General features: G+C 29.5%; 22 protein-coding genes and 1 other annotated feature. Of the genes, 4 read left to right on the top strand and 18 right to left on the bottom strand.

The genetic code is table 11. From position 1 onward, the window contains the following. Positions 1 to 165: 165 nt before the first annotated feature. Entirely contained in the window at positions 166 to 1,110 is a 945-nt protein-coding gene (locus tag ACK2WO_RS06365) for a helix-turn-helix transcriptional regulator (RefSeq protein WP_414697104.1), read from the bottom strand. A gap of 197 nt (positions 1,111 to 1,307) precedes the next feature. On the opposite strand from ACK2WO_RS06365, the gene ACK2WO_RS06360 reads away from it, so the two are divergent. After that, positions 1,308 to 1,517: a hypothetical protein gene (locus ACK2WO_RS06360; protein ID WP_414697103.1), complete on the top strand. Its 210-nt coding sequence runs from the start codon at positions 1,308 to 1,310 to the stop codon at positions 1,515 to 1,517. Positions 1,518 to 1,688: 171 nt separating this feature from the next. Here ACK2WO_RS06360 and ACK2WO_RS06355 read toward each other — a convergent pair whose 3' ends face one another. From ACK2WO_RS06355 to deoC, 4 genes are all read right to left on the bottom strand, one after another. Then, positions 1,689 to 2,951, bottom strand: coding sequence for a hypothetical protein (locus tag ACK2WO_RS06355; RefSeq protein ID WP_414697102.1), 1,263 nt, complete (start codon positions 2,949 to 2,951; stop codon positions 1,689 to 1,691). A 149-nt stretch (positions 2,952 to 3,100) separates the two neighbouring features. Continuing rightward, complete coding sequence (locus tag ACK2WO_RS06350; protein ID WP_414697101.1) at positions 3,101 to 3,973, bottom strand: SDR family oxidoreductase; 873 nt, start codon at positions 3,971 to 3,973, stop codon at positions 3,101 to 3,103. Positions 3,974 to 3,977: 4 nt separating this feature from the next. Further along, positions 3,978 to 4,922, bottom strand: a complete 945-nt coding sequence (locus ACK2WO_RS06345) for a class I mannose-6-phosphate isomerase (RefSeq protein ID WP_414697100.1) — start codon at positions 4,920 to 4,922, stop codon at positions 3,978 to 3,980. After that, positions 4,922 to 5,605: a deoxyribose-phosphate aldolase gene (gene deoC, locus ACK2WO_RS06340; protein ID WP_414697099.1), complete on the bottom strand. Its 684-nt coding sequence runs from the start codon at positions 5,603 to 5,605 to the stop codon at positions 4,922 to 4,924. The genes ACK2WO_RS06345 and deoC overlap by 1 nt, the downstream gene beginning before the upstream one ends. Positions 5,606 to 5,805: 200 nt before the next feature. On the opposite strand from deoC, the gene ACK2WO_RS06335 reads away from it, so the two are divergent. Beyond that, positions 5,806 to 6,513 (top strand): GntR family transcriptional regulator, encoded by a 708-nt coding sequence (locus ACK2WO_RS06335; RefSeq protein ID WP_414697098.1) that lies wholly within the window; start codon positions 5,806 to 5,808, stop codon positions 6,511 to 6,513. Between the two features lie 47 nt (positions 6,514 to 6,560). Here the strand turns inward: ACK2WO_RS06335 and ACK2WO_RS06330 are convergent, their stop codons facing one another. From ACK2WO_RS06330 to ACK2WO_RS06305, 6 genes are all read right to left on the bottom strand, one after another. Continuing rightward, positions 6,561 to 7,961 carry a L,D-transpeptidase family protein gene (locus ACK2WO_RS06330; RefSeq protein WP_414697097.1) on the bottom strand — a complete coding sequence of 467 codons (1,401 nt, stop codon included), beginning with the start codon at positions 7,959 to 7,961 and terminating at the stop codon, positions 6,561 to 6,563. A gap of 318 nt (positions 7,962 to 8,279) precedes the next feature. Next, positions 8,280 to 9,479, bottom strand: a complete 1,200-nt coding sequence (locus ACK2WO_RS06325) for an argininosuccinate synthase (protein ID WP_006440177.1) — start codon at positions 9,477 to 9,479, stop codon at positions 8,280 to 8,282. 202 nt (positions 9,480 to 9,681) lie between these two features. Continuing rightward, positions 9,682 to 9,894 (bottom strand) — a binding site (T-box leader). An 89-nt stretch (positions 9,895 to 9,983) separates the two neighbouring features. Next, positions 9,984 to 11,414: an ATP-binding protein gene (locus ACK2WO_RS06320; RefSeq protein ID WP_178412105.1), complete on the bottom strand. Its 1,431-nt coding sequence runs from the start codon at positions 11,412 to 11,414 to the stop codon at positions 9,984 to 9,986. Then, complete coding sequence (walR, locus tag ACK2WO_RS06315; RefSeq protein ID WP_178412104.1) at positions 11,415 to 12,113, bottom strand: cell wall metabolism DNA-binding response regulator WalR; 699 nt, start codon at positions 12,111 to 12,113, stop codon at positions 11,415 to 11,417. It lies immediately after the preceding gene. Between the two features lie 31 nt (positions 12,114 to 12,144). Beyond that, positions 12,145 to 13,575, bottom strand: a complete 1,431-nt coding sequence (locus ACK2WO_RS06310) for a hypothetical protein (protein ID WP_414697096.1) — start codon at positions 13,573 to 13,575, stop codon at positions 12,145 to 12,147. A gap of 16 nt (positions 13,576 to 13,591) precedes the next feature. Continuing rightward, positions 13,592 to 14,746, bottom strand: coding sequence for a THUMP domain-containing protein (locus ACK2WO_RS06305; protein ID WP_178412102.1), 1,155 nt, complete (start codon positions 14,744 to 14,746; stop codon positions 13,592 to 13,594). A 304-nt stretch (positions 14,747 to 15,050) separates the two neighbouring features. Here ACK2WO_RS06305 and ACK2WO_RS06300 point away from each other — a divergent pair, with 304 nt between their 5' ends. Next, complete coding sequence (locus tag ACK2WO_RS06300) at positions 15,051 to 15,770, top strand: hydrolase (RefSeq protein WP_414697095.1); 720 nt, start codon at positions 15,051 to 15,053, stop codon at positions 15,768 to 15,770. Between the two features lie 551 nt (positions 15,771 to 16,321). On the opposite strand, the gene ACK2WO_RS06295 is transcribed toward ACK2WO_RS06300, so the two are convergent. From ACK2WO_RS06295 to ACK2WO_RS06265, 7 genes are all read right to left on the bottom strand, one after another. Further along, positions 16,322 to 17,353 carry an ABC transporter permease subunit gene (locus ACK2WO_RS06295; protein ID WP_414697094.1) on the bottom strand — a complete coding sequence of 344 codons (1,032 nt, stop codon included), beginning with the start codon at positions 17,351 to 17,353 and terminating at the stop codon, positions 16,322 to 16,324. Next, positions 17,335 to 18,396 carry an ABC transporter permease subunit gene (locus ACK2WO_RS06290; RefSeq protein WP_414697093.1) on the bottom strand — a complete coding sequence of 354 codons (1,062 nt, stop codon included), beginning with the start codon at positions 18,394 to 18,396 and terminating at the stop codon, positions 17,335 to 17,337. The genes ACK2WO_RS06295 and ACK2WO_RS06290 overlap by 19 nt, the downstream gene beginning before the upstream one ends. Then, positions 18,389 to 19,969, bottom strand: a complete 1,581-nt coding sequence (locus tag ACK2WO_RS06285) for a sugar ABC transporter ATP-binding protein (protein ID WP_414697092.1) — start codon at positions 19,967 to 19,969, stop codon at positions 18,389 to 18,391. Before ACK2WO_RS06285 ends, ACK2WO_RS06290 begins: the two co-directional genes overlap by 8 nt. Before the next feature lie 78 nt (positions 19,970 to 20,047). Beyond that, positions 20,048 to 21,178, bottom strand: a complete 1,131-nt coding sequence (locus ACK2WO_RS06280) for a DUF3798 domain-containing protein (RefSeq protein ID WP_178411717.1) — start codon at positions 21,176 to 21,178, stop codon at positions 20,048 to 20,050. A 209-nt stretch (positions 21,179 to 21,387) separates the two neighbouring features. Continuing rightward, complete coding sequence (locus tag ACK2WO_RS06275; RefSeq protein WP_414697091.1) at positions 21,388 to 23,382, bottom strand: fructose-1,6-bisphosphatase; 1,995 nt, start codon at positions 23,380 to 23,382, stop codon at positions 21,388 to 21,390. Between the two features lie 195 nt (positions 23,383 to 23,577). Beyond that, a complete protein-coding gene (locus tag ACK2WO_RS06270; RefSeq protein WP_414697090.1) occupies positions 23,578 to 24,003 on the bottom strand; it encodes a CBS domain-containing protein in 426 nt (141 codons plus the stop codon). A gap of 290 nt (positions 24,004 to 24,293) precedes the next feature. After that, positions 24,294 to 24,494, bottom strand: coding sequence for a cold-shock protein (locus ACK2WO_RS06265; protein WP_006440166.1), 201 nt, complete (start codon positions 24,492 to 24,494; stop codon positions 24,294 to 24,296). Between the two features lie 376 nt (positions 24,495 to 24,870). On the opposite strand from ACK2WO_RS06265, the gene ACK2WO_RS06260 reads away from it, so the two are divergent. Beyond that, positions 24,871 to 25,734, top strand: coding sequence for a pyridoxamine kinase (locus tag ACK2WO_RS06260; protein ID WP_414697089.1), 864 nt, complete (start codon positions 24,871 to 24,873; stop codon positions 25,732 to 25,734). Positions 25,735 to 25,747 lie beyond the last annotated feature (13 nt).

The raw sequence follows: 25,747 nt of genomic DNA, 5'->3' as shown, positions 1-25,747 counted from the left end.
AACCTTAGTAAAACTAAAGGTTTTCTATCTACAATTGTTTTCTACATACAATAAGGCTGTTGCAAAATTACAACAGCCTTTATCTATTTATAATACACTTATCTATTTTTTATATAATTATCTACTTTTGAACTTATTTATTTTTCGACTTGTCTATTTTTTAGATTAATATACTTTCATCATTTTATTAATATCTTTTCTTATATCCTCTACAAGATTCTCTGGGCTAAGAACAGTCACACTAGGCCCCATTCCAAGAATCCAGTTTTTTATCTGCTCATATCCCATCATTCTAGCTTTAAAATCTATACTTCCGTCTTCAAGTTCTTTAATAGTCTGCTTAGAACTCCATCTTTTTTCACTGACAACCGTTGCAAATGGCTCTCTTATAATAAGGTGAATGTCTATCTCATCGCCTTTAAAATTACCTATAGAATTTTTTGTATATTCTCCAATTTTAAAATCTTCGTCAATAACATATCTTTCATCTAAAATCTCTAAATTTTTTATTCTACATATTTTAAAATCTCTTATAGCCTTTCTTTTTTCACAATAGGCAATTAAATACGTATCTGACTGATAACTATAAAATCCATAAGGATGTACTATTCTTTCAGAAATTCCAGATTTTATAGACTTGTACTCTATTTTCATTTTTTTCTTTACAGCATAAGCATCTGATATTTGCCTGCTTATTTCTCTATCTTTTTCCTGAGTTAAACTACATCCAGGATATATATAGAAATATTTCATATTTTCGTCTTCACAGTTTTTTAACTTAAAATTAGACTTTATCCTATTTATAGAATTTTTGTATTCCTTAGAGTACATATTATTTGACTCTGTAAGAAAGTCCGCTACCCTATCTAATATTCCTAAATCCATTTCTCTTAGTGAAGCAGAAAAATATATACTTTCAGGAGCTATAGAATATCCCCCATATTTCCCACTCTGCGAATCAATAAATATACCTGCTTGTTCAAGCTCACTCTTATATTCTTGCACTTGCCTTTTACTAACTTCTAATTCCCTAGCTATTTCATCGAGTTTCATTTTTCCATTACTTTGAAGTAGCATTACCATATTAAGCGCTGTACCGATTTTTCCCATTACACTTGTTCCTCTCTTTAAAAAATAATTATTTATAATATATAACTATCTCTAATATACAATGTTTTTCAAGATTTATACAGAATAATTTTTTTGAAAAATTTTTAACCTTTTTTCTTTCGTAACATTATACTGCACCAATAGAAGTTATACTTTAAGTATAAAGTAAAACAAAAGAAGATACGGAGGCGATTTTTATGAAACACATAAATACATTGGACAACTCATCTTTAGAAGCTATGATGAGTGATTTTGAAATAAGAAAGGCAGTGGAACTTTTCTCTGACCTAGATTCTTTCTTAGAAAAATACAGACAGTGTTCGCTTTTAGTTGGAGACGAAGATTTCGTTTCATTCTTAGAATATCTTGAAATAGAAGAAAATCTAAGAATGGGTTATCTTATATAATTTTAATTTTTTCATTTTTTTTAAACCTTTTTATTTTGTTTGTATTAAGCGAAAAATGGGCTGTGCATTATTTGCAACAGCCCATTTTTCATTAATTTATTAAATTTTATTTTAATATTTCCTCTTTAATATTTTCAATATTTTATTTTTTAATGTTTCTTTTTTAATATTTTATTCTGGAACAATTATTCCATTGCTTACATATATGTATTTAGCAACCTCACCTTGAGTAGATGAATCTTCTATAAATGTTTTATCCATAAAGAATGGGCCATCATCTACAAATCCATTTGTTATTATGACATTATTCTCATCCAATACAGCATAGTATGTTTTGCTATTACCATCTATAGTAAACGCATCTCCTACATCTTTTCCTAGTCTGTACATACCAGATTTTAGATTATTTTCATCTGACATATCTAATTCTACTTGATCTGCCTTGTATAAAGTTCCTGCTCTTAATTCTACAGTATCTCCTTCTTCCAATTTAACATAGTAGTTTCTATGTACTGTTTCTAATAATTCAGGATTGCTTTTATCATTTTCTGTGAATATTTTTATACTTCCTAGGCTAGTCCCTTCATTTTTTACAAACATATACTCTCCTGCTGGTATTTCCTTGCCAACTTCGAATTTTTCTTTGTCTATTTTTAAAACATCCTTAGAGTTTACATTATATTTTAGCTTCAAAGGTTTTGAATACTCCGCATAATCTATATATGGCTCTTCACTTGATACTTCTTCATTTGAAATTTCCTCTTCATAAGATATATCTTCGTCACTATTAAAAATAAATGATGCAGCACCTATTACAATATTTATAACAACTACAATAATTATTAATTTAAATATTTTAGATATTATAAAACCTGCTGTTTCGTTTGTATTTTTCTCTTCACCACATCTAGGGCATACCTTTGAATCTTTGTACATCTGAGTTCCACATTTTTTACAAACTTTATACCCATTTGACTTAGTTTTTTTATTTGAATAACTTCCTTCTTCATCATAAAGCTCATTAGCTCTACTATTTTGAAGATTCTTTTGTGTGTTTTTATATTCTTTCTTTAAATTATTAAATATCTCTATTGACTCTTTACTTGCATTCTTTTCTACCCAAGACTTAGCCTTATTAAAAGTACTTGATTCATTCTTATCTTCATTGTAATCGTCCGTATCTTCATAATAATCACTTGTATTATTATTTGAATATGACTCTGAGCTATATCCAGAATAGTTATCTGTTTTATCTTTCACAGCTCCTAAATGACCTTCTTTATGCATCTTTTTTTCAGTTCTTTCTTTAGCTATTTTTCTAAAAATACTCCCTTTATTTTCATAACTATAATCTATTGCTGGATCTCTTTTTCTATCTAATTTTGATTGTTCTTCTGAATAATTTATTTCATCTTTATAATTTTCTTTTCTCATACAGATCCCCTCCGTACACATTATTTAGTTAATTTATTTTATCATATTAATATCAATATAAGTGGTAACAATTTTGAAATTTTTTAAAAATTCTTGAAGATTTCCACAAAAAAAGAAACCTCTTTTGAGGTCCCTTTTAAATACTTTAATTATTTTAATAGCGAAAAATCTTTTAATATATCTTCTAATCCAGATTCAAAATCTCCAAATTTAATTCCCATATCTTCAATCTTTTTATTGTCTAATCTATAATCACGGAATCTATCACTATATCTTTCTTTGTTAGGTAGGATATATTTTTCTATATTTTCCTCAGATATTCCCATCTTTCTGGCAGCCAAACATGCACATTCGTATGTAGTCATATCATTTGAAGATGATACATTGTATATTCCACAAGGAAGCTCTGTTATCTTATCAAACTGCTCTGCTAAATATTTTGCATATGTAATCCCTCTTTTTTCATTACAAGTAAATAAAGTTGGCTTCTGATATAATACAGCATTAAAAACAGTTTTAACTAAGCTTGGATTTGCTTTTACCCCTGCAAATGATAGACCTAGCATCCAAGAAAGTCTAAGGATAACCGCATCTACACCACTTTCCTCTATATATTTTTCACAGTCTATTTTATTCTGTCCATATACTGTTACAGCATTGTACTCTTCCTCTTCATTAAAAGGCCCATGATTTTCTTTCCCATTAAATATCTGCTCTGTTGAACAGAAAACTAATTTAGCATTTTTCTTTTTACAAGCATCTACTATTCTCTTTGTAGATTCAACATTTATCTTATTTGCAAGCTCTGGATTTTCCTCACATGCAACTGTTGCTGCAATCGCTGCTGTATGGAAACATATATCAAAATCCTGAGCTTCAACAAATTTTTGTACATCATCTGGATTTGAAAAATCTGCTTCCTCTCTAGTCATTCTTATCCAGTTAAATTTTTCTTTATTAAGATTTTGAACATAACTAGCTATATATCCTCTAGCCCCTGTTACAAGTATTGTTTTTTTCATAAAATTATATCTCCTTTCCTGGTTGACTAATAAGTACGTGTGCTCCCTTTTCTATGCATATTTTTTTAGATGCATATGGAACAAATACACTATCATATTTTGGAAGAACTATTTTTTCTCCACACCATTCTATTATACAATCTTCTCCTATATTAGACACTACACAAAAATGCTTATCTAATATTATTTCCTTATTTTCTTCTAAGTATAACTCATCTATTACATATTCCTCAGAATCTATAAGCCTTCTACTCTTTTCCTCACATTTAATAAATTCTGGTTGTTTAGAAAAATCTACAACATCAAATGATTCTTTTACATGCAGTTCTCTTTTTTTGCCATTTTTATCCGTTCTATTATAGTCATAAAATCTATAGGTAGTATCTGAGTTTGTTCCTATTTCAAGGGCAAGTATATCCCGTCCTAAGGCATGTATCATCCCTGCTGGAATAGTTATAAAGTCGCCTTTTGAAACTTCCCATTTTTTTAGATATTTTTCAAGAGTTCCATTTTCAAAAGCTTCTTTTATAATCTTTACATCATCTGTAGTATTACCTGCAACTAATTCCGCACCTGGCTTGGAATCTATTATATACCAACTTTCCTTTTTCCCAAAGTCGTCTGAATTTTTCATTGCATATTCATCCTCTGGATGAACTTGTATGCTTAAAGAATCTATTGTATCTAAATATCCTAGTCTTAACATTTCATGGAGAGTATATCCCTCTCCTAGTATTGAATTTTCATCTTCTTTTATAAATTCATAAAAATTTTTATCCGTGTCATAGTTTTTTATTGTATTTGCACTCTTCTTATTTGCCGATATTTCCCACCAAGTTCCGTAATTTTTATCATATCCTCTTGATTTGCTTATATTGCCATTTCCCCATATAGTATCTACTTTTATACTTTCTAAAAATATAGGTCTTTTAGGCTCTCCATTATACATTACTTTTCATTCTCCTTTTCAAATTCTTCAATTATTTTAAGAGAAGAACTTGTTCCTATTCTTTTAACACCTAAGTCTATCATTTTTTTTGCAGTTTCATAATCCCTTATTCCACCAGCAGCTTTGACAGATACCTCTCCGTCAACAGTATCAATCATAAGCTTAACATCTTCTAATGTAGCTCCTCCTGTTCCAAATCCCGTACTAGTTTTAATAAAGTCTGGTTTAACTTCCTTAGCTATCTCAGCTAATTTTTTTATCTCATCTTTTTCTAGGTAGCAGTTTTCAAATATTACCTTAGATATTCTATTATTTCTTCTACATATATCTACTATAAGCTCCATCTCTTTTTTTATAAAATCCCAGTCGTGCATCTTTGCTTTACTTATATTTATAACATAGTCTATCTCATCAGCACCTTGACTTATAGCATACTCTGTTTCAAATAGTTTTGTCCCAAGTCCACACTGACCTAGAGGAAATCCTATTGCTGCTCCAACGTGTATATCCGTACCTTCTAGCTCTTTTTTACAAAACTCTACCCATTCAGTATTAATTGCCACCATAGCAGCCCCTATAGATTTTGCTTCTTCACACAAATTTCGAAGATCATTATTTGTTGCATATGCCTTTAAAAAAGTGTGATCAAAGTATTTTGCTAGCTTACTTTTAGTTAATTTCATATTAAAACATCTCCTTTTTAAAATTTATTGGTGTTATTTTTTAACTTTTTGATTTATTTGTCTATAATATAACATTATGTAAATAATATGTCAATATATTTTATCTGTTATGTAATGTATAATTTTTAATATGTAATTATATTGTATATATTTTTTTTGAATGTTATAATATAATCATTAAAGATTAAGGAGATATTCTAATGGCAGCAATGTATTTAAAAATAAAATGCGATTTACTCGAAAAGATAAATAACGGAACATACAAGGAAGGAGATTTAATTCCTACCGAAATAGAACTATCAGAAATTTACGATGTAAGTAGACCTACAGTTAGACAGGCAATTCAACTTCTTGTAGATGATGGTTATCTTGAAAAGAGAAGAAAAAGGGGAACAATGGTCTGCCAAAGAAAAATTGAGCAGGAATTTACACAAAAGATTTTAAGTTTTGATAAAGAAATGAATGAAAAAGGATTAACTACAAGTACAAAGGTTATATCTTTAAAAATAGAAAAAGCATCTGAAGAAGTTTCAAAAGCTCTTGGTGTTTCTTTATCAGAAAAAGTATGTAAACTTATAAGACTTAGATATATTAACTCTAAGCCAAATGTTATCGTAACAACATATATACCATACAAATTATTTCCAGATATAGAGAATGTAGATTTTGTTAATTCTCGTCTTTATGATTATTTTTCTGATAAAGGCAATCCAGTAGTTAAGATAAGAAGAAAGCTAGAAACTGTAAAAGCAGACGAGACTACATCTGATTTATTGGATATAAAGGAAAATGATCCTATTTTTTATTTCCATTCTTATGGGTATGGAAACGGAAACAAGGTTATTGAGTACTCTATTTCTAAGTATAGAGGCGATATAAACTATTTTGTGTTTGATTTGTATAGATAAAGTAAAGAATAAAAAAATCCCTCAGTTTTTAACTGAGGGAATATTTTTTAGTATAAAATTATTGGTGTTCCTTTTTCTATTGTTTTGTATATAGTAGCTGCTCCACTATATGGACAGTTTACACATCCATGAGAACCATTACTTCTATATATTCCTCCACCGAAAGAACCTCTCCATGTAGCATCATGAAGACCTATATTTCCGTTAAATGGCATCCAATAGTTTACGTGAGAACTATAGTTCCGTCCATTTAAGTATGTATCTCTTTCTTTGTAGTTTAGAGGATATATACCGCCTGGTGTTCCATGTCCTTTGCTTACATTTCCAGTAACTACAGGGAAACTAGTAACAAGTTTTCCATCTCTATAGTACCATAAATACTGACCACCTAAGCTTATTTCAACATAAGTATTTCCTATATCATCTTTTGTACGATGAAGTGCTGTCTGAGAATAAACTGGCTCTCTTGTAACACTTTTTCCTGCTTCAAGAACTTTTGTAAGCTCATCAGCTTCTTTTTCTTTATCGATTAACCAACCGTAAGAACCACCGTATATAGTTATTTCTTTGCCTGAAGATGCTTTAAACTTTCTTGGATCTCCATAAGTACTGTACTGTTTACTTAATCCTCTTAAAAGCTCTATCATTCTATCTCTGTTGATAGTTATACCGTAGTTTCCTTCTGAGTCACAGTTTAAAAGCTGTGCTATTTCATATCCAGAGAATACTTCTTTTCTATCTTCAAAATCATAAGTAACTTTCATCTTAACTTTTTTGTTAAGTTTTTCTACAGCCTTTGCAAGCTTAGAGTTATCTTCCTTATTTTTTGGCTGTACATATAGGCCTGCTTCATCTATATTTATTGCTTTATTTCCTGATAATATTGATTTCTGTATTTCTTTGTAAAGTGCTTCTTTATTAACTTTATTTCCGTATATTTCAGGTCTTATTTCATAAGAGTTTGTTTTTCTGCTGTATTCAGGATACGCACTCTTAGGTTCTATAACATAGTTTTTATCAAATAATTCAAATCCATTGTATAATTTTTCTAACTTAGCATTGTCATATCTAACTACATCTGCTTTATAGTCTTTATCCTTGAATATTCCAACTATCCATCCAAAAGAACTCTGACTATCTTTTATTTTCTGTATCTGACCTTCATCGTGGAAAGTAAGATTTATGTCTTTTGCAGTTATTTTAAATTCTTTGTTTCTTTTGTCTGTCAATGTAAGGCTATAATCACCTGAAACCTGACCAAACATTTCCTCAACTTCTGCTACAGTTTTACCAGAACAACTTTCTCCATTTATTTTAGTTCCAAAGTAAAAATGGCTTGTGAAAAAAACTGATAAACCTATATATATTATAGCTAATACGCCAACTATTATTGCTGCTACCTTTTTCTTTGGGACATTTTTTGCTCCCTTTCTTGCCAATACACCCACTCCCTTTCATTAAATTTTACAGACTTTAGATATAACTCAGTAAAGTTGGAAGTCATTTGAAATAATTTCACTTTATCATTATAACGCAAATTTTTAACATATTCTATATATACAGATAGAATAATGTTTACAATTCCGTAAATTTTGTGAAATCGAATCAAATTAATATTTTATTTTCAACTAAATGATTCACTAGCATATTCTATAATAACATACTTTTAAAAATACAACTACCTTATACATAAATAACTAAAAAGACTGCTACAAATTTTGTAACAGCCTTCTTAATTTTATCTATCCTCTTAAATTTTTATAAATTTATTTTCCTTCTTTCATAGCTCTAATTTTTAGAGGTAGTGTAAATAAGTTGATGAATCCTTCTGCGTCGTGGTGGTCGTAGTATTCACTATTTCCGAATGAAGATATACTTTCATCGTATAATGGAGAATCTGCAAATATTCCAGCAGGTTTTATGTTACCTTTGTATAATTTAACTTTTACTGTACCTGTTACATTTTCCTGTGTGCAGTCCATAAAAGCTTCTATTGCTTCTCTTAATTTTGAATACCATAATCCATCGTATATAAGTTCACCGAATTTTATAGCTACTCTCTGTTTGAAATGAAGAGTTTCTTTATCTATACAAGCACTTTCTAATATGTTATGAGCTTCGTAAAGAATTGTTCCTCCTGGAGTTTCATATATTCCTCTTGATTTCATACCAACTAATCTGTTTTCTACTATGTCTATTATTCCTATACCATGTTTTTTACCAAGAGCATTTACTGCCTGAATTAATTCTACTGGAGCCATTTCAACACCATTTAATTTTTTAGGAACACCTTTTTCAAAGTATATTTCTGCGTATTCTGGTGTATCACAAGCCTGTTCTGGAGTAACACATTCTTTGTATATATCTTCTTTGTGTTCGTTTTCAAGGTGTTCTATATCTCCACCTTCAGTTGATACATGCCAAAGGTTAGCATCTTCTGAGTATATTTTTTCTTTTGTAGCTTTAACTTTTATTCCATGTTCATTTGCGTAATCTATAGCATCTTCTCTAGATTTTATATCCCATATTCTCCAAGGTGCTATAACTTTTATAGTTGGATCTAATGCTGCTATTGTAGCTTCGAATCTAACCTGGTCATTTCCTTTTCCTGTACATCCATGGCAGATATATTTTGCTCCTTCTTTATGAGCTACTTCAACTAATTTTTTAGCTATTATTGGTCTAGCAAGTGAAGTTCCTAATAAGTATTTTCCTTCGTATTTAGCTTCAGCTTTTATAGCTGCATATATTGTAGTTGTTACAAATTCTTCTGATATATCATCAACGTAAGCTTTTGATGCTCCACTTTCTAATGCTTTTTTGTAAACATCTTCCATATTATCGTCCTGTCCAACATTTCCACAGCAAGCGATAACTTCTATATCATCGTAGTTTTCTTTTAACCAAGGTATAGTTATTGATGTGTCTAATCCTCCTGAGTATGCTAATACAACTTTTTCTTTCATTTTAAATTCCTCCCTTTGTTCTCTTCCTTTTTTTAATTTTTTAATCTTATATTTTACTTTTTTAATTTGTGATATTGGGTAATAAAAAAGTCCCTCAGTGAAAATTTCACTGAGAGACGAATATTTCCGTGGTACCACTCTCTTTGATAGATTAAAATTCAATTAGTTTGGTTTGAGTATAAAAAAATCGCCTCTTGGAAAACCAAGAGACGAAATATAATCCGCGTTACCACTCTAATTGATAGTAATACTATCCACTCTTTCCTTTAAGGCAGGATTACCTGTTGCTTATATCTTTAAGAATTTCACAACAATCTCTAAAGCTCTATTCACTTCAGACTTCAATGCAAGGCTTCCACCATCCCCTGCTCTCTATAAAATAATTCTGAGCTACTTCCTTTTTCAACGATTACTCATTTATTTTTAACATATTTATATAATAAATCATATTTTCTTCTGTGTCAATACAAATTATCAGAAATTTTTAAAATATCGTTATATTTATTAAATATTATTTATTAATTTATTTTTAAGGGTAAATGTTATAGATGTTCCGACATTTTTCTTACTTTCTACGCTCATTTCTCCATTATGTAGTTTTACTATTTCATTACTTATAGCAAGACCTAATCCACTTCCTGATTTATTGTAATCTTCTTGGAAGAATTTATCAAATACCCTTTCAAGATTTTCTTTATCTATTCCTGATCCATTATCAGTAACAGATATAGTCGTCATTTCACTATCTTGATTTACTGTTATTTTTATAAATCCTCCAACTGCTGTGAATTTAAGTGAGTTTTGAACTAAGTTAATAAGAACCTGTCTCAATCTATTTTTATCACCCTGTATATTCTTCACTTCTCCACATTCAAATTCGAATAATAATCTTATATCTTTTTCAGCAGCTTTTACCTTTAACTGATTTATTACCCCAACAACCAGTCCTTCAACATCTACTGAGTCTATAACAAGTTTTATTCTCTGTGATGAAAGTCTTGAAAAATCAAGTAATTCCTCAACTAGCTTGATAAGTCTTTCTGTCTCGTCCTGAATTATTCCAAGACCCATATCTAGCTCTTCTTTATTAATTCCTTCGTAACCAAGAGTTTCACTCCAACCTTTTATAGACGTTAGAGGAGTTCTAAGTTCATGAGATATTGAAGAAATAAACTCATTCTTTAATTTCTCATTCTTATCGATTTCTACAGCCATTTTTTCAAATGTTTCGGCAAGCTCACCAATTTCATCATCTACAATCTTATTGCTCTTTAGCTTAACATTGTAATTACCGCAAGATAATTCATTGGCAAATTTTTTCAGTTCTGTAAGAGGTGTTATTAAACTTTCGGCAAATTTTAAACTAATTGCAATAGCTATTATAAGTATTACAACACCTATCATAATTAGCCATGCCATAAGCTTTATAATTTCTCTATCTATCGCATCTAGAGAAACTGTGTATCTAACAGCTCCCTCTACAACATTATTTACCTTTAATGGTACAGCTATACTCATAACATGTTCATCTGTAGAAGCAATTTTGTATGTGTATGGAACTAAGTTTTTACCATTTTTTAATGCTCTATTTACATCTATAAAGTTTACTTTTTCATGTGTCTTAAATCCATACTGGTCTAATATCATATTTCTATTTTTATCTATTATAGAAATACCATATTTTGTATTTTTATCATTCATCTGCTTTTCGTAAATACTATTGACCTTATCTTCAAAACTAACTGTTTCCATCGATACAGTATTGTATGAACCATTTATATACTCTACTCTAGACTCTAAAGTTTGTCTTACTGAATTGTAGTAGTAATTTTGCACATAAAACATAAACAACCCCTCAAAAAGTGCTACTACAATTATAATTATTACAAAATAATTTTTAATTATTTTTTTTCTTAAACCTTCAAAGTGTAACATTTAGTCTTCCTTTCTAAAACAATAACCATAGCCCCATATAGTCTGTATATATTTTGGTTTTGAAGGATCGTCCTCTATTTTATTTCTTATTCTTCTTATGTTTACGTCTACTATTTTGAAGTCATATAAGTAGTTTGTTCCCCAAACTTCTTCAAGTATTTTTTCTCTACTTAAAGACTGTTTTGCATTAGACATAAGATATTTAACTATAGAGAACTCTGTTGGTGTTAATTCTATTTCTTCGCCATTTTTATATAGTTTTCTCTTATCGACATCTAATCTAAATGGCCGTAAATCTATTTCACTATTTTTTGCAGGTGCACTTTCTTTATTAACTCTTCTTATAAGTGCTGATACCCTTACCATTAATTCTTTTATACTGAATGGTTTTACCATATAATCATCTGCTCCAGACATAAATCCTTCTATTTTGTCTTCTTCCTGAGATTTAGCTGTAAGCATTATTATACCAACCTGGTCGTATTTAGCTCTTATATATTTACAAACTTCTATACCGCTCATATCAGGTAGCATAACATCTAATAATGCTATTGATATTCCATCTTCAGAATCTATTTTTTCTATTGCTTCCTGACCTGTTCCAGCTTCTATTATATCGTAACCTTCTCTTTTTAGGTTTATACTAACAAAACTTCTTATACCTATCTCATCTTCAAGAATTAAAATTTTTTCTTTCATCCTACTATTCCCCTTTCGTTATATTTAATATTTATTCATATACATTAGAAAAACTTTTTTTCAATTCATCTTCTTTTACGCTGTAATCTTTTAGTATTCTTTTACTATTTATTATTAAATCGTAAGAATAATCTTCATTATCTAAAATCCGAACAGCATCTTTTGTATTACCTAGGCTCTGTTTATCATCTATACTTCCATTTTTAGGCTTAACAACTACAGTAAAAGCAGTTTCCAGTGTCCCCGTTCTAATATTTGTAGCTTTAAACTCTATCTGAATTTTTTCTCCTTCATACTTCTGTTCTGTATAAAGAGAATTGTACATTGATTTAGGTAAATCAAATCTGAAGTTGTACTGATAATTATAGTAACTTTGACCTTTTATATGCATAAAGTTAGTATCCGAATTACCGCTCCATTGATAATACGTAATATATGCATAAGATTTATCTATAAACGAAGAGCTATTTGCCGAAATAGAAGGTATATCTATTATGTTGTCCTTATTTATATCTCCAACTGGGACATAATAAGCTTTTTTCATCTGCTCATCTTTGCAGCTTGCAACATTTACAAACTTTCCATCTTTAATATACATAACCTCTGTCCCAACAACCCCATCTTTTCCAATAGGTAAATCTAGAAGTATTCCTTTTTCATTTTTAGAAATATTTCCAATTGTAATGTATGCCTCTGATATTCCATTTATATCATCTATAGTTTTTACATCCTTTACAACCGCATTTTCTGATGTAAACTGAACTAGACTCACTTTTAATTTTCTATTACTAGAATTATATCCTAGTACTATCATATCGATATTATTATCATCGTCTATATAGCTTATTTTTATCTTTTTACTGTCTATTTCTCCAATTGATGACGAATCAGAGGTATTATTTAAGTTTGATGCACTTTTAAAAATTACATTTCCTTCTGTAAATATATCATCTAACCGGTATATTTCACTTACTTTATTATCTTTAAATGAATAAACCTTTAATCTAGATACATCATTTTGATCTTTATACTGCATTATTATCTCTTTGCTTCCATCACCGTCTAAATCGTAGAATCCTCCGTACTCTATTTTATCTCCTTTTTCGAGTACAACCCCTTCTTCTAAGAACGAATAGCTTTCCTTATCTTCTCTTAAAATTAAAAATCCTACTTTACTATCAGAGTTTATCTTCTCTTTTTTCTGGAATGCCACAATTTCATTTTTTCCATCCTCATCTAAGTCGACGTAATTTATTTTACCGCTTTCTTTTAGATTTTCTGGGAATATTAAATTTACATTCTGATAAAGAACTTTTGATATTCCAGAATTTAAAAGAGCTTTTTCTTCATCATAGTTAGGCTTTGTCAGCAATTTTTCTGGAGATTTTGTGCTAGTGCTACACCCCGTTGTTGTCATTAGTATAACAACTGCAAGTAGCATAAGCTTAATTAGTTTTTTCATCTAATTCCCCCTTATTTTAGTCATTTTTTTCTTTTCTAGGTGGTTTTGGACCTGGGTACTGATAAAGATATGTTTTTAGCATACCGTTGTAAAGTTTTCTCTTTTTAGTCGCCTGCTGTCCAAATTCATACTCAAATTCTTCAAAAGAAGTTATTAGATAATATGACCAATTTTTTAGTCTTCTAAACGCATATCCCAATTCTTTATAAAGTAATTTTACAGATTCTTCACTTTCAAGTCTTTCCCCATAAGGTGGGTTTGTAACTATAAATCCGTATTCTTCATCGCTTTTAAATTCAGTCGCATCTGCAACATTAAATTCTATATAATCAGCAACCCCTGCAATTTCTGCATTTTCTTTTGCTATTTCTATAGTTTCAGGGTCTATATCATATCCGTATATTTTAAAATCTAAATCTTCATTCATCTGGTCGAATGCATCTCTTCTAGTATCCCACCATATTTTTTTGTCTATTGTTCTCCATTTTTCTGATATAAATTCTCTATTAAGTCCTGGAGCCATATTTAATCCCATCATAGCAGCTTCTATAAGTATAGTTCCTGAACCACACATAGGGTCTACTAAAGTTCTTCCTGGTCTCCATGGAGTTAGATACATTATCCCTGCTGCTAAAGTCTCTCTTATTGGAGCTTTATTTGCCTTTTCTCTGTATCCTCTTTTGTGAAGAGCATCTCCTGTAGTATCTATTGATAATGTAACCTTATCTTTGTGGATAAATACGTATATAGGATATTTTTCTTTATCTTCTTTTAATCTACCACTTTCTAGGTAAGATTTTTTTAAATTATCAACTATAGCTTTTTTTACTATAGACTGAACATCAGTTGTACTGAACAGTTTAGATTTTATAGATGATGCTTTTGATATTGGGAACTGTGCACCATAAGGTATATATTTTGCCCAATTTATTCTCTTAGTATTTTCATAAAGCTCATCAAATGTTCTAGCTTCAAATTCTGCAACCTTTAGATTTACTCTTTCTGCACATCTAAGCCACATATTTGCCTTAGCTATACCATCTTCACCTGTTTTGTAAGTTACCCTTCCGTCTTCAGTTTTTTCTATCTCAAATCCTAAATTTTTTATTTCTGTAGCCAACATTTTTTCCATTCCAAAAAAACATGGCGATATAAGTGTATATTTCTTCATAGTACCTCCAATTGTATCATTTAATATATATTATTATATCACTAATCGCTTGATTTAATAAGAGTATATTGTAACTGCTTTAATTTTATATATTTTTAAATATCCTAATCTCTATATATTTTTATTTATTATATGAATTTTTCTTCAACTAGAATACGTTTTTTACAATAATTTGTAATAATTAACTTTTAATAATTTTTTAGTTTCTCATCAATAATTTTTATGATATTATTTAATAATGAATATTATAAATAAATATTAAAAATATTATAGATTAAACTTGAAAAGGAGATATTGGTAATTAATGGAAAATCTTAAATTAAACGAAAACATGGTCTATAGACTTACTTCATCAGAAGATTCTTTGGTTCCTGTTATAGAATCAAAGCTTAAAAATAAAATAGTTTGTGTTCCAAAAGAAATAGATATGGCTAGTGGAATAATTATATTTGGCAAGAGGATAAAATCCCTTATTTTTTCAACGGACATATCGATAATAAAAAACAATAACGCAGATGCTGTTTTAGCTGTCTATCCATTCACCCCACAACAATCTATAAATGAAGCTGTAATGGATGTATCTCCTTCTCCGGTATTTTGTGGTGTTGGTGGTGGAATCACTTCTGGAAATAGATCTATTGCAATTGCTTTAGATGCAGAATTACATGGAGCTTTTGGAGTAGTGCTTAACTCTCCAGCAAAAAACACTTTAATAAGTGAAATGAAAGATACTATAAGCATACCTATAGTTGTTACTGTATGTCATGATCAAGATGACATAGATGCAAGAATAGCTGCAGGTGCAACTATTTTAAACGTTTCTGCAGGAAAAGAAACTGCAAATCTTGTAAGAAAAATAAGAAAAGACCATCCATTTATCCCTATCATAGCAACTGGTGGGAATACTTCAGAATCAATAATAGAAACAATAGAAGCTGGTGCAAACGCAATAACATATACACCACCTTCTGCATCTGAAATATTTGGACAGATAATGGAAAAATATAGAACTGAAAATCTTTAAAATGAATGTTATAAGAATTAAAAAGCCCTTCTTTTTCTTGATTGAAATTATGAATATTCTCATCTCCAGGCTTCGGCGACCCACCCATTAAACTAACACATTTAAATGTTGTGGGTCGCCTCCAGATTGTCGATATCGAATAATTCATAATCACAATCAAAAAGAATGGGCTTTTTTAATTCCTTATAACATATTTTTATATCTTTTCAGCTCTTAAACACAAAAGTAAAATACTACAAAGTATTTTTATATTTATATTATTATTTTGGCAATTCTGTAGTCAAGGACTTTTCTAAAATAAAATTGATAATTTTTAAGTAAAAAAAGCTATTATAAAAATTTATTTAGAAAATCATCTTTTTGCTTGGAATCACAAATAAATCGAATTCGACAATCTGCAAATGCGTGGCATCGTTGTTTTTTCAACGATTTAATGCCACGCATTGAAGCCTGGAGAAGAGATTATTTGTGATTTTGAGCATTAAAAAGTGATTTTCTTTAAATTTTATAATAGCTTTTTATATGTTAAAATTCCCAATTTTATTTTATGTTTAGTCTGAGACCCCTTGTTTTTCATTGTGTATATTCATTATTAGAGATATTACTATTGTAGAATATGCGACGAAACTTCTGAAGTATTCCCCAATTGCAACATTACTAAATAGTACTTTCCCTGCCATAGGAGATACTATGAACATAGTATGGAAAAGAACTACCCCTAAAAATACATTTTTTAAACTAGCTTTATTAAGTGTAGCTCCACCTGCAAGTATTGATGCACATGCAAATACGTCTACATTTAAATGTCCTGTATATACGTTTATACTACCTATATTAAGCACAAACATTATCTGTCCTGCTGAAGCAAGCATTGTAGAGACTACTATCGCATATCTTCTCATTTTGTCTACATTTATTCCAAGTGCATAGGCATTATTCATATTATCACCTATTACCTTTAATTTTGCACCAAATTGAGTTCCCATAAGGTATTTTGTTATTATAGTAGCGACTGCTATAAATAATATCGGTATATATGGATGTTCAACTATTACCTGTTTTAAAGGCATAAGGTCTATCATAGTCTGTATACCAATTCCTGTGGATAACATTATATTAGGATTGTGTGGTTTTATTATTGTTCCATATCCAGCTAAGAATATAAGAGTATATATACTTGTTCCAAGTAGACCGATTACTAAACTAGTTATCATCTCTCTACCCTTAGATTTATTTAATATATGTCCTATAATATTTCCACATATAAGTGCAAGTACCTGAGCAAGTACAAATACTGCTACTATCCCCATAGCACCTTCAATCTGTCTATCTACTATTATAATTGCTGCAAAATGAGTACATAAAGCACCTATTACAACAGAGAAGTTAATCCCCATACCTGCCATTATAGGTATTAAAAGAGCTATTATCATAATAGTATTTCTTACAATTCTTCTATATAATTCATTAGCTAAGAAGCTTAGTCCTACATTAGAAATTAGGATCATGGATACACACATAACTATGAATATTATAGGAACTATATTTCTTCTTATAAATAATTTTATTTTTTCTTTTTCCATAATCCTTTTTCCCCTCCTTCGCATATGAATGCATAAAGTATAATTCCATTACTTACTATCATTCTTAATGTTTCTGCAAGCTCTGGCATAAGTAATGCATTTGCTATTGGTATAGATAATAAATACGTTGTCTGGAATAGGTAAGTACCTATTACCGCGTGAACTACCTTTGTTTCTTTTCTTGAAGCTCCACCAATCAATATAGCAGAAACTGCTGGGAACGAGAAGTTTAGCGGTACATCGTATAACTGTACAAAACCGTAGCTCTGAGTATATACGCATATACCTATCCCAGCTATTACTGTTGAAAGAATTATAGCTATCGTTCTATATTTATTTATACTTACACCTGAAAGTTCTGCAAATTTTTCATTTTCTGCAATTACTTCCATTGTTTTACCAGCTCTTGTTTTGAAATATAACATTATTAAAAGAGTTATAAAACCGACAAATAGAAGTAATCCAAGTGGAATTACTATCTTTCCAATTTTTATACTTAAAAAGTTATCTAATATTTTATTGTAGAAAAGTTCAAGAGATATCTTAGGTCTAAGTCCCTGTCCTCCTATTGGATAAAGCATCATTCTATTTTTAAATGGTGCAACTGTCCAGAATATATTCATTATAAATACAAATGAATATCCACAGAACATCCCTATTACATCTTCTTTTCCTTTTAATCTATTAAGTATTTTAGAATACAAGAACCCAAATATAGCTCCAACTACCACTGTTATAGCTAGTGCTAATGTGAATCCTGCTACTCCTCCCATTTTTAATTCAATAGATATACACATTCCTATAAGTCCTGCTATTATACCTATTGCCATACCAAAGTTCATTCCAACTCCACATTTTAGCATAGGTATTAAAGATAGAACTAACACAAAGTTCATTGCAAATTTAATAAGAGAGTCGTTGAATATAGAATAAAGAGAGATATCTATTTTAGATATAAATGAAAGCATTATAAGAAGATAAACTGTTATTATTATCTGAGGTGCTTTCATTTTAGGAAACTTTATGTTTTTCAATTTATTCATGCTCTACCCTCCTTTTACCCGAAATTGCAAGGCTGTATACCTCATCATCTTCTTCTGGAGATAATATATCAAATATTTTTCCTTCGTACATTACTATTACTCTGTCACATATTCTTTTTAATTCATCTATCTCACTTGAAGCCATTACTATTGTAGTACCTTTTTCTTTGTTTAGATTTACTAAAGTATCTAGTATTATTTCCTTAGAGAATATATCTATCCCCCTTGTAGGCTCACTTACAAAAAGAACTTCTGGCTCTGTTATTACAGCTCTAGCTATACAAATCTTCTGCTGATTTCCTCCACTAAGCTCTCTAGCTTTTTGCTGTGGCGAACTACATTTTATATTATATTCTTTTATAGATTCGTCTACTGTTTCTTTTATCCGCTTTTTATCTAATAAAGATAATCCTTTTAACTTAGGATATTTCAAGAATTTTCCTTTACTATAGCAAGCAGTGTATATAATATTATCTGTTACATCACTTTCTAGTAAAAGTCCCCTTTCTTTTCTTTCATCAGGAACCATAACTATTCCACTTTCTATAGTTTTGTCTGTTTTAGAAGTATTTAGCTTTTCTCCTTTGTATACTATATCTCCCTCTACATTATGAATTCCCATAATAGCATACGAAATATCAGTATGTCCATGTCCTGCAAGACTTGTTATTCCTAGAATCTCGCCTTTTTTTATTTCCATGTTTATATCAGAAATAACTTTATTGTTTTTTTCTATTATAGAAACATTTTTTAATTCTAATATATTTTCTTTTTTCTGAGTATTGTCTCTATGCTCATTAACAGCTTTAGATACTTTTTTCCCAATCATATCTATAGCTATTTTTTCTATATCAAATTCATCCTTTTGGTAGTTAGCAACCACTTCTCCATCTCTGAATACAGTTACCTCATCACAAAGCTCTGTTATTTCATCAAGTCTATGAGATATAAATATTATAGAAATCCCCTTTTCTTTAAGTGATTTTACTATCTTCATGAATATATCTGTATCTTCTTTATTTAGAGATGCAGTCGGCTCATCCAAAAATAGAACTTTTAAATTTCTATTACTTATTTCCCTAGCAATTTCGATAAACTGCTTTACACTTACATTTAGATTTTCAAGAGATGATTTTACATCTACTTTTATGCCCATTTCTCTCAAAACTTCTTCAGCATCTTTTTCATTTTTTTTCTTATCTATGTATAGAAAATCTTTATTTGTTTTATCACTTGATGAACCTAAAAAATTATTGCTATTTATCTTTATATTTGAAGCTATATCCATACTATTTACAAGTGCAAATTCCTGATATACCTTTCCAATACCTAATTCAATTGCTTCTCTGGTAGTGTTTATTTTCATTTTCTCGCCATCAAATATTATCTTTCCTTCATATCCTCCAGTAAGGTGAATATTTCTATCTTGGAATAATACATTTAAAAAAGTACTTTTCCCCGATCCATTTGCTCCTACTATTCCATGTATTTCACCTTTTTTTAAATGAAAGTTAACATTTTTGAATGCGTATATTCCAGAGAATTGCTTACTAAGATTAATTGTCTTTATCATAAATTCTCCTTTTATATTATAATTTAAAACCCCAGAAAAGATACTTCCTGGGGTTTTCTTTAACTAATTAATTTTAAATTAATATACTATCTGATCCATTACCATTAACTGGTAGTTGTCAGTATTGTCTTTAAGTTTTTCGAACTGAGTATCTATGCCGAATTTGTCTTTAGCAAATTTCTGTAAGTATTCTGAGCTAGAAACATCTTCTTTAGTTAATCCATTAGATACCATTTCCATAGCTAATTCAACAGCATATTCAGGTAAGAATACTGTCATTGGCATTGGCCATCCACCTAATCTACCTTTCATTCCCTGAGCATCTACTTTTTCAGATATCATCTGGTTCATTTTTTCGTAGTTCTGAGAATCTTCTTCAGCTATTTCAAGATTTAAAACTGTTGGGTAAGCCTGAGTTGGAGTTGGGCAGCACTGTTCAGCTACACAGAATTTTAACTCTAAAGCTTTAGCTAATATTACATCGTACATTGGGCAATTAGATCCGAATATGTTAGTATCTTTACCATATTTTTCTATCTGTCTTGGAATATCTTCGTTTAAGAACTGCTGCATAGCTGCAACACCCTGACCAGTCTGTGGGTCTGGAGTCATAACTTCTACGAATTCCATACCTTCTTTTTCACAAGTTTCTTTCATTTTATCTCTTCTAGTTGCTACAGATTCTTTTGAAAGATGTGTTGGGAAAGAGTAATGTATGAATGTTTTACATCCCATTTTTTTAGCTAGAGTAACTATAGTTTCACCTCTTTTTGCCCAGTTAGCATCAAGGTTAACGTCAACATACTGGCTCATCATATCTGGGTCATCCCATATTGGAGCTGTTATAGTTACTATGTCAGGTCTTTTTTCTTTAACCTGCTGTAATGCTGGAAGAAGTCCAGACTGTCCTGAAACTACTACTATAGCTTTCATCTGTTCATCATCAGCTAAGCTTACTATCTGGCTTATAGCAGTTTCTATTTCAGTATTGAAGTTTTCTGGAAGAGTAACGTGTTCTACCTGACCAGGGTATTTTTCAACCATAGCCTCTGCTCCTCTGTATTCATCTTCACTTACTGATAATGTAGGAGTTACTATACCTACTTTGAAGTCTTTGTTGTCAGATGATTCTCCGCCACCGCTAGAGCATCCGACAGCACCGATTGCTAAACATAAAGATAATGTTAGCGCTAATAATTTTTTTACCATTACTAAAATCCTCCTAAAACATTTTATTCTCTAAAACGTTCATATTTTTTTCATATTAAATATTATCATATGATATACTAAGTTGAATACAATAAAAAAACTATAGCACTATAGATAAAAACTATATTAAAGTTTATACACTAAATCTTTTTATTTACTTTTAAATATTATATATAAGATATATTTTTTAAAGTTATCTCGTTGTATTTTTACATATTATATTTCTGTTTTATTAAACCTTTCTGGTAAGCCTTTAATAACATTTTCAATTCATCTATTTCATTTTGCATTCTCTTACCTTCATCTGTATCCCTCACCATTTTTCTTTCTGCCTTGTGCTCAACGACAACAGTTGTAGATATTATGTCATTTTCATCACAAATAGCTTCCTCCATTGAGCTAAATGGCTGATGTGATACTAACTGCATAGTTTTTGAATTATATATTAATGTATATCCAGCAATACCAGTTTTGTCTTGATATGCCTTTGAAAATCCACCATCTATTACAAGAATCTTTCCATTTGCCTTTATTGGACTTTCTCCACTCTTAGATTTTACAGGAACATGTCCATTTATTATATGTGAATCATTTATATCAAGTTCAAACTCATCAAATAGTTTTTTACAAATATCCTCGTCTTCTCTAAGTGTGTAGTATGGGTTTTTATTTTCTACATGAGTTTCTTTTTCTGCTATAAAATATCTTTCAAATGTAGTCATATCATCTTTTCCAAATAAAGATGAGCATTTTCCTGTCCACATGTACCACATTATATCCTGTCCATACTGTTTATCTGGATCTGAATCTCTAGATATAAATCCTTCTCGAGCTATATTTTCCATCTGTATCATAAGCTCTCTTCCAGAGTACTCTTTTCCTTTTAATTTCATAGACATAAAGCTTCCATCCGCATTAAGAGGTATACATGCATGTATAAGTAAATTTGAATTTACTTTTAAGAATATACTTCCTTTAGAGAATAGAAATTCTACATGTCTCTGTAACTTATCGCTAGTTCTAAAAGATCTTGTAACCTTTTCTATAACATCTCTTTCTTCAGGAGTAAGCTTATACGGATCTTTAGGGTCTATAGTTGGGAAATTAGTATCTTTTAAATTATATTCTTTTCCTTTTAAATTTATAGTTCCTCTTTCGTAATCTATCTTATTAAGTAATAATCTATGACTCATCTCAAATTCAGGTCTTCTGTTTATTACTTCTCCCTCTAATTTAAACTGTATTATACTTATAGCCTTATGCATTTTAGCCATTAGAGTTTTTTCTGTAGTAGATACTTCTTCATCTCCTATTTTAGGCATAAATTCTAGGCAAGGGTCATCTCCATATGTAGATATTGCAAAAGTTGCTAAAGGAAGTAAATTTATTCCGTATATATCTTCAACAACATCTAAGTTTGCATATCTAGCTGATATTCTAAGTGCATTTGCAACACAAGTCTTTTCTCCTGAAGCCGCACCCATCCATAAAATATCGTGATTTCCCCACTGTATATCTACACAGTGATGCTGCATAAGTTTGTCTACTATAATATCTGGTCTAGGTCCTCTATCAAATATATCACCTATTACATGAAGTCTATCAACTACTAACTTTTGTATTAATTCAGAAATAGCTATTATAAAATCTTTTGCTCTATCTGTTTCTATTATTGTTTCAATTATACTTTTATAGTATTTTTCTTTATGTTCGCTATTCATATGCTCATGAAGTAACTCTTCTATTATATATTTAAAATCATCAGGTAATAATTTTCTTACCTTAGATCTTGTATACTTACTAGATGCATATTTACATAATTTTATTAATCTATACATATTTATTCTATAAAAATCATCTATATTTTCTGCTTCTTTTTCTATATATTCAAGTTTTTGCTCTGGATAATATACTAATGTAGCTAATCTTTTCTTTTCTTCCTCCATTAGCTCACCGTCAAATAACTCATCAATCTTTCTTTTTATAACACCAGATCCATTTTTTAGTACATGGACAAAAGGTTCATACTCACCATGTATATCTGTTATAAAGTGTTCTGTCCCCTTTGGAAGGTTTAATATGGCCTCTAGGTTTATTATTTCTGTACTGGCCTTAGATATATTTGGATAAAGCTTTGAAAGCAACTTTAAGTAATCCATTTTTTCATATAGCTCTCTATCAGATATATTGTTTATTTTTTTCATTGGTCCCCCTCCATTTTTCAACTTTATTATATATTATAGCATACTTTATTCTCTAAAATAACTCTATTAGTATATCTTTTTTATCTATTTAATATTATTTCTGTAAAAACTCTAAAAAATAGATATTTTTACAAGTTTTTATATTTGAACAAAAAAATAGAGCTTAAAAAAGCTCCATTTTTATTTATATTTTATTTATATTTCTTCAATCTCATGATTTTTTATATCTCTATTAAAGAAATACTCTATAATATCTCTTCTTTTTACTATTCCTATAAATATATCGTCATCATCGACAACAGGTATAAAGTTTTGATCCATCAATTTAAGAACAAGTTCTTCAATATTTTTATTGATGTTTACAGTTATGTTTTCTACTCTTCTGTCTATACTCATGACAGATATATCTTCCATCTCCTTAATATCAAACTTGCCATCCTGTTTTATCTTCCATAACAAGTCTCCCTCTGTTATAGTTCCTTTGTATTTACCATCTTCACCTAATATGGGAACAGCAGAGTATTTATAATAATCCATCTTTTCCATAACCTGTCTCAATGAATCATCCTCATATACATATGCTACATCAGTTTTTGGAGTTAAAAAGAACAATACGTTCATAATACCCTCTCCTTCCAATCTTTTCACAACTTAAACTTTTAAATTTTACAACTGATAATATTACTTTATTTTATTAACAAAAATCGTTTTTTTCAGTCTGTATAGTCATATATATTCTATCATATTCTCTATAATTTTTGTATTAATTTATTGTCATTTAATTTTAATTATTAAAATATTTTAGAAATCTAATTATGATTTTTTACAATAAAAAAAGAAACTACACAGTAGTTTCTTTTTTTAGAATATCGAACCAATCTATATGAATTTATTCATAATCCAAATTATTATTATAATTTAACTACATTAGCAGCCTGAGGTCCTTTTGCTCCGTCTACTACTTCAAATTCAACTTTCTGTCCTTCTTCTAATGATTTGTATCCTTCAGTCTGTATAGCTGAGAAATGTACGAATACATCGTCTTCTCCTTCTACAGATATAAATCCAAATCCTTTTTCGTTGTTAAACCATTTTACTACACCAGTTTTCATAATTAGTAAATCCTCCTAGAACTAAAACACTTAAGCTATTTAATTATATTTATTCAATAATTTTATAAAATAAGCATTAAATAAATATCAACTAAATAAGCCTATATCTAATATTAACATACAACTTGCTTTTATGTCAAATATTATTTATTTTCTGATTTTTAATGTATTTAACTTTTTTTAATGTATTTGCAATGTATTCATACATTTATAGTTTTATAATAAATTTTCAACATATATTTTAATTTTATGTTATTATATCATCGTCATACAATATTTTTTTATTTTACATAATCAAATCGTCTTTAAAATTGAATTTAAGAGGCTTATATAGTATGATAATATTATTGTTAAGAAAAATATTTAGGAGGATAAAATGCAGAAAAAAATTGCAGCAATCAACGATCTTTCAGGAATTGGCAAATGTTCACTTACAGTTGCTATACCTATAATTTCAGCGTTAGGAGTACAATGCTGCCCTCTTCCAACAGCTATTCTTTCATCTCAGACTGGTTATCCACACTTTACATTTTTGGATTTCACATCTGAAATGAAAAATTATACAGATACATGGAAAAAATTAAATCTTTCTTTTGATACAATTTACAGTGGATTTTTAGGTTCTATAGAGCAGATAGACCTTGTTATAGAATTTATATCTAAAAATCCAAACGCTTTTATTGTTGTAGACCCTGTTATGGGAGATGAAGGGCAAATATATTCTGTTTTCTCAGAAAAAATAATTCATGAGATAAAAGAATTGGTTAAGCTTGCTGATTTAACAACACCTAATATAACAGAGGCATGTCTCCTTACTGGTAGATCAAATGAGTACGATAATCTAAGTAGAGCCGATATTGAAGATATAGCTAAACAAATATCTGATATGGGGCCTTCAAAGGTCGTAATAACAGGAATACATGAAGATAATAAAAAAACAATAACAAATTTTGTATACGACAAAGATACAGATAAAAAGACATTTATATCAAAGGACTACCTAAAATCATCTTATAGTGGAACTGGCGATATTTTCGCATCTATTGTGAGTGGAATGATTACAGGTGGATTTGATTTTGAGTTTGCTGTAAATACTGCGGTAGATTTCGTTACAAATGCAATAGAATATACTTCTAATTTCGATATAAGTAGAAATGACGGGGTTATGTTTGAATATTATTTACAGGATTTAACAAAGTTAGGTGCAGAAGTTTTTGAAAGAGAAAAAATGACTAAATAATAAATTTTATGAG

This window comes from Peptacetobacter sp. AB845, assembly GCF_047528295.1.
Classification (GTDB): domain Bacteria; phylum Bacillota; class Clostridia; order Peptostreptococcales; family Peptostreptococcaceae; genus Peptacetobacter.
This window is presented reverse-complemented; position numbering and strand designations above follow the sequence as displayed.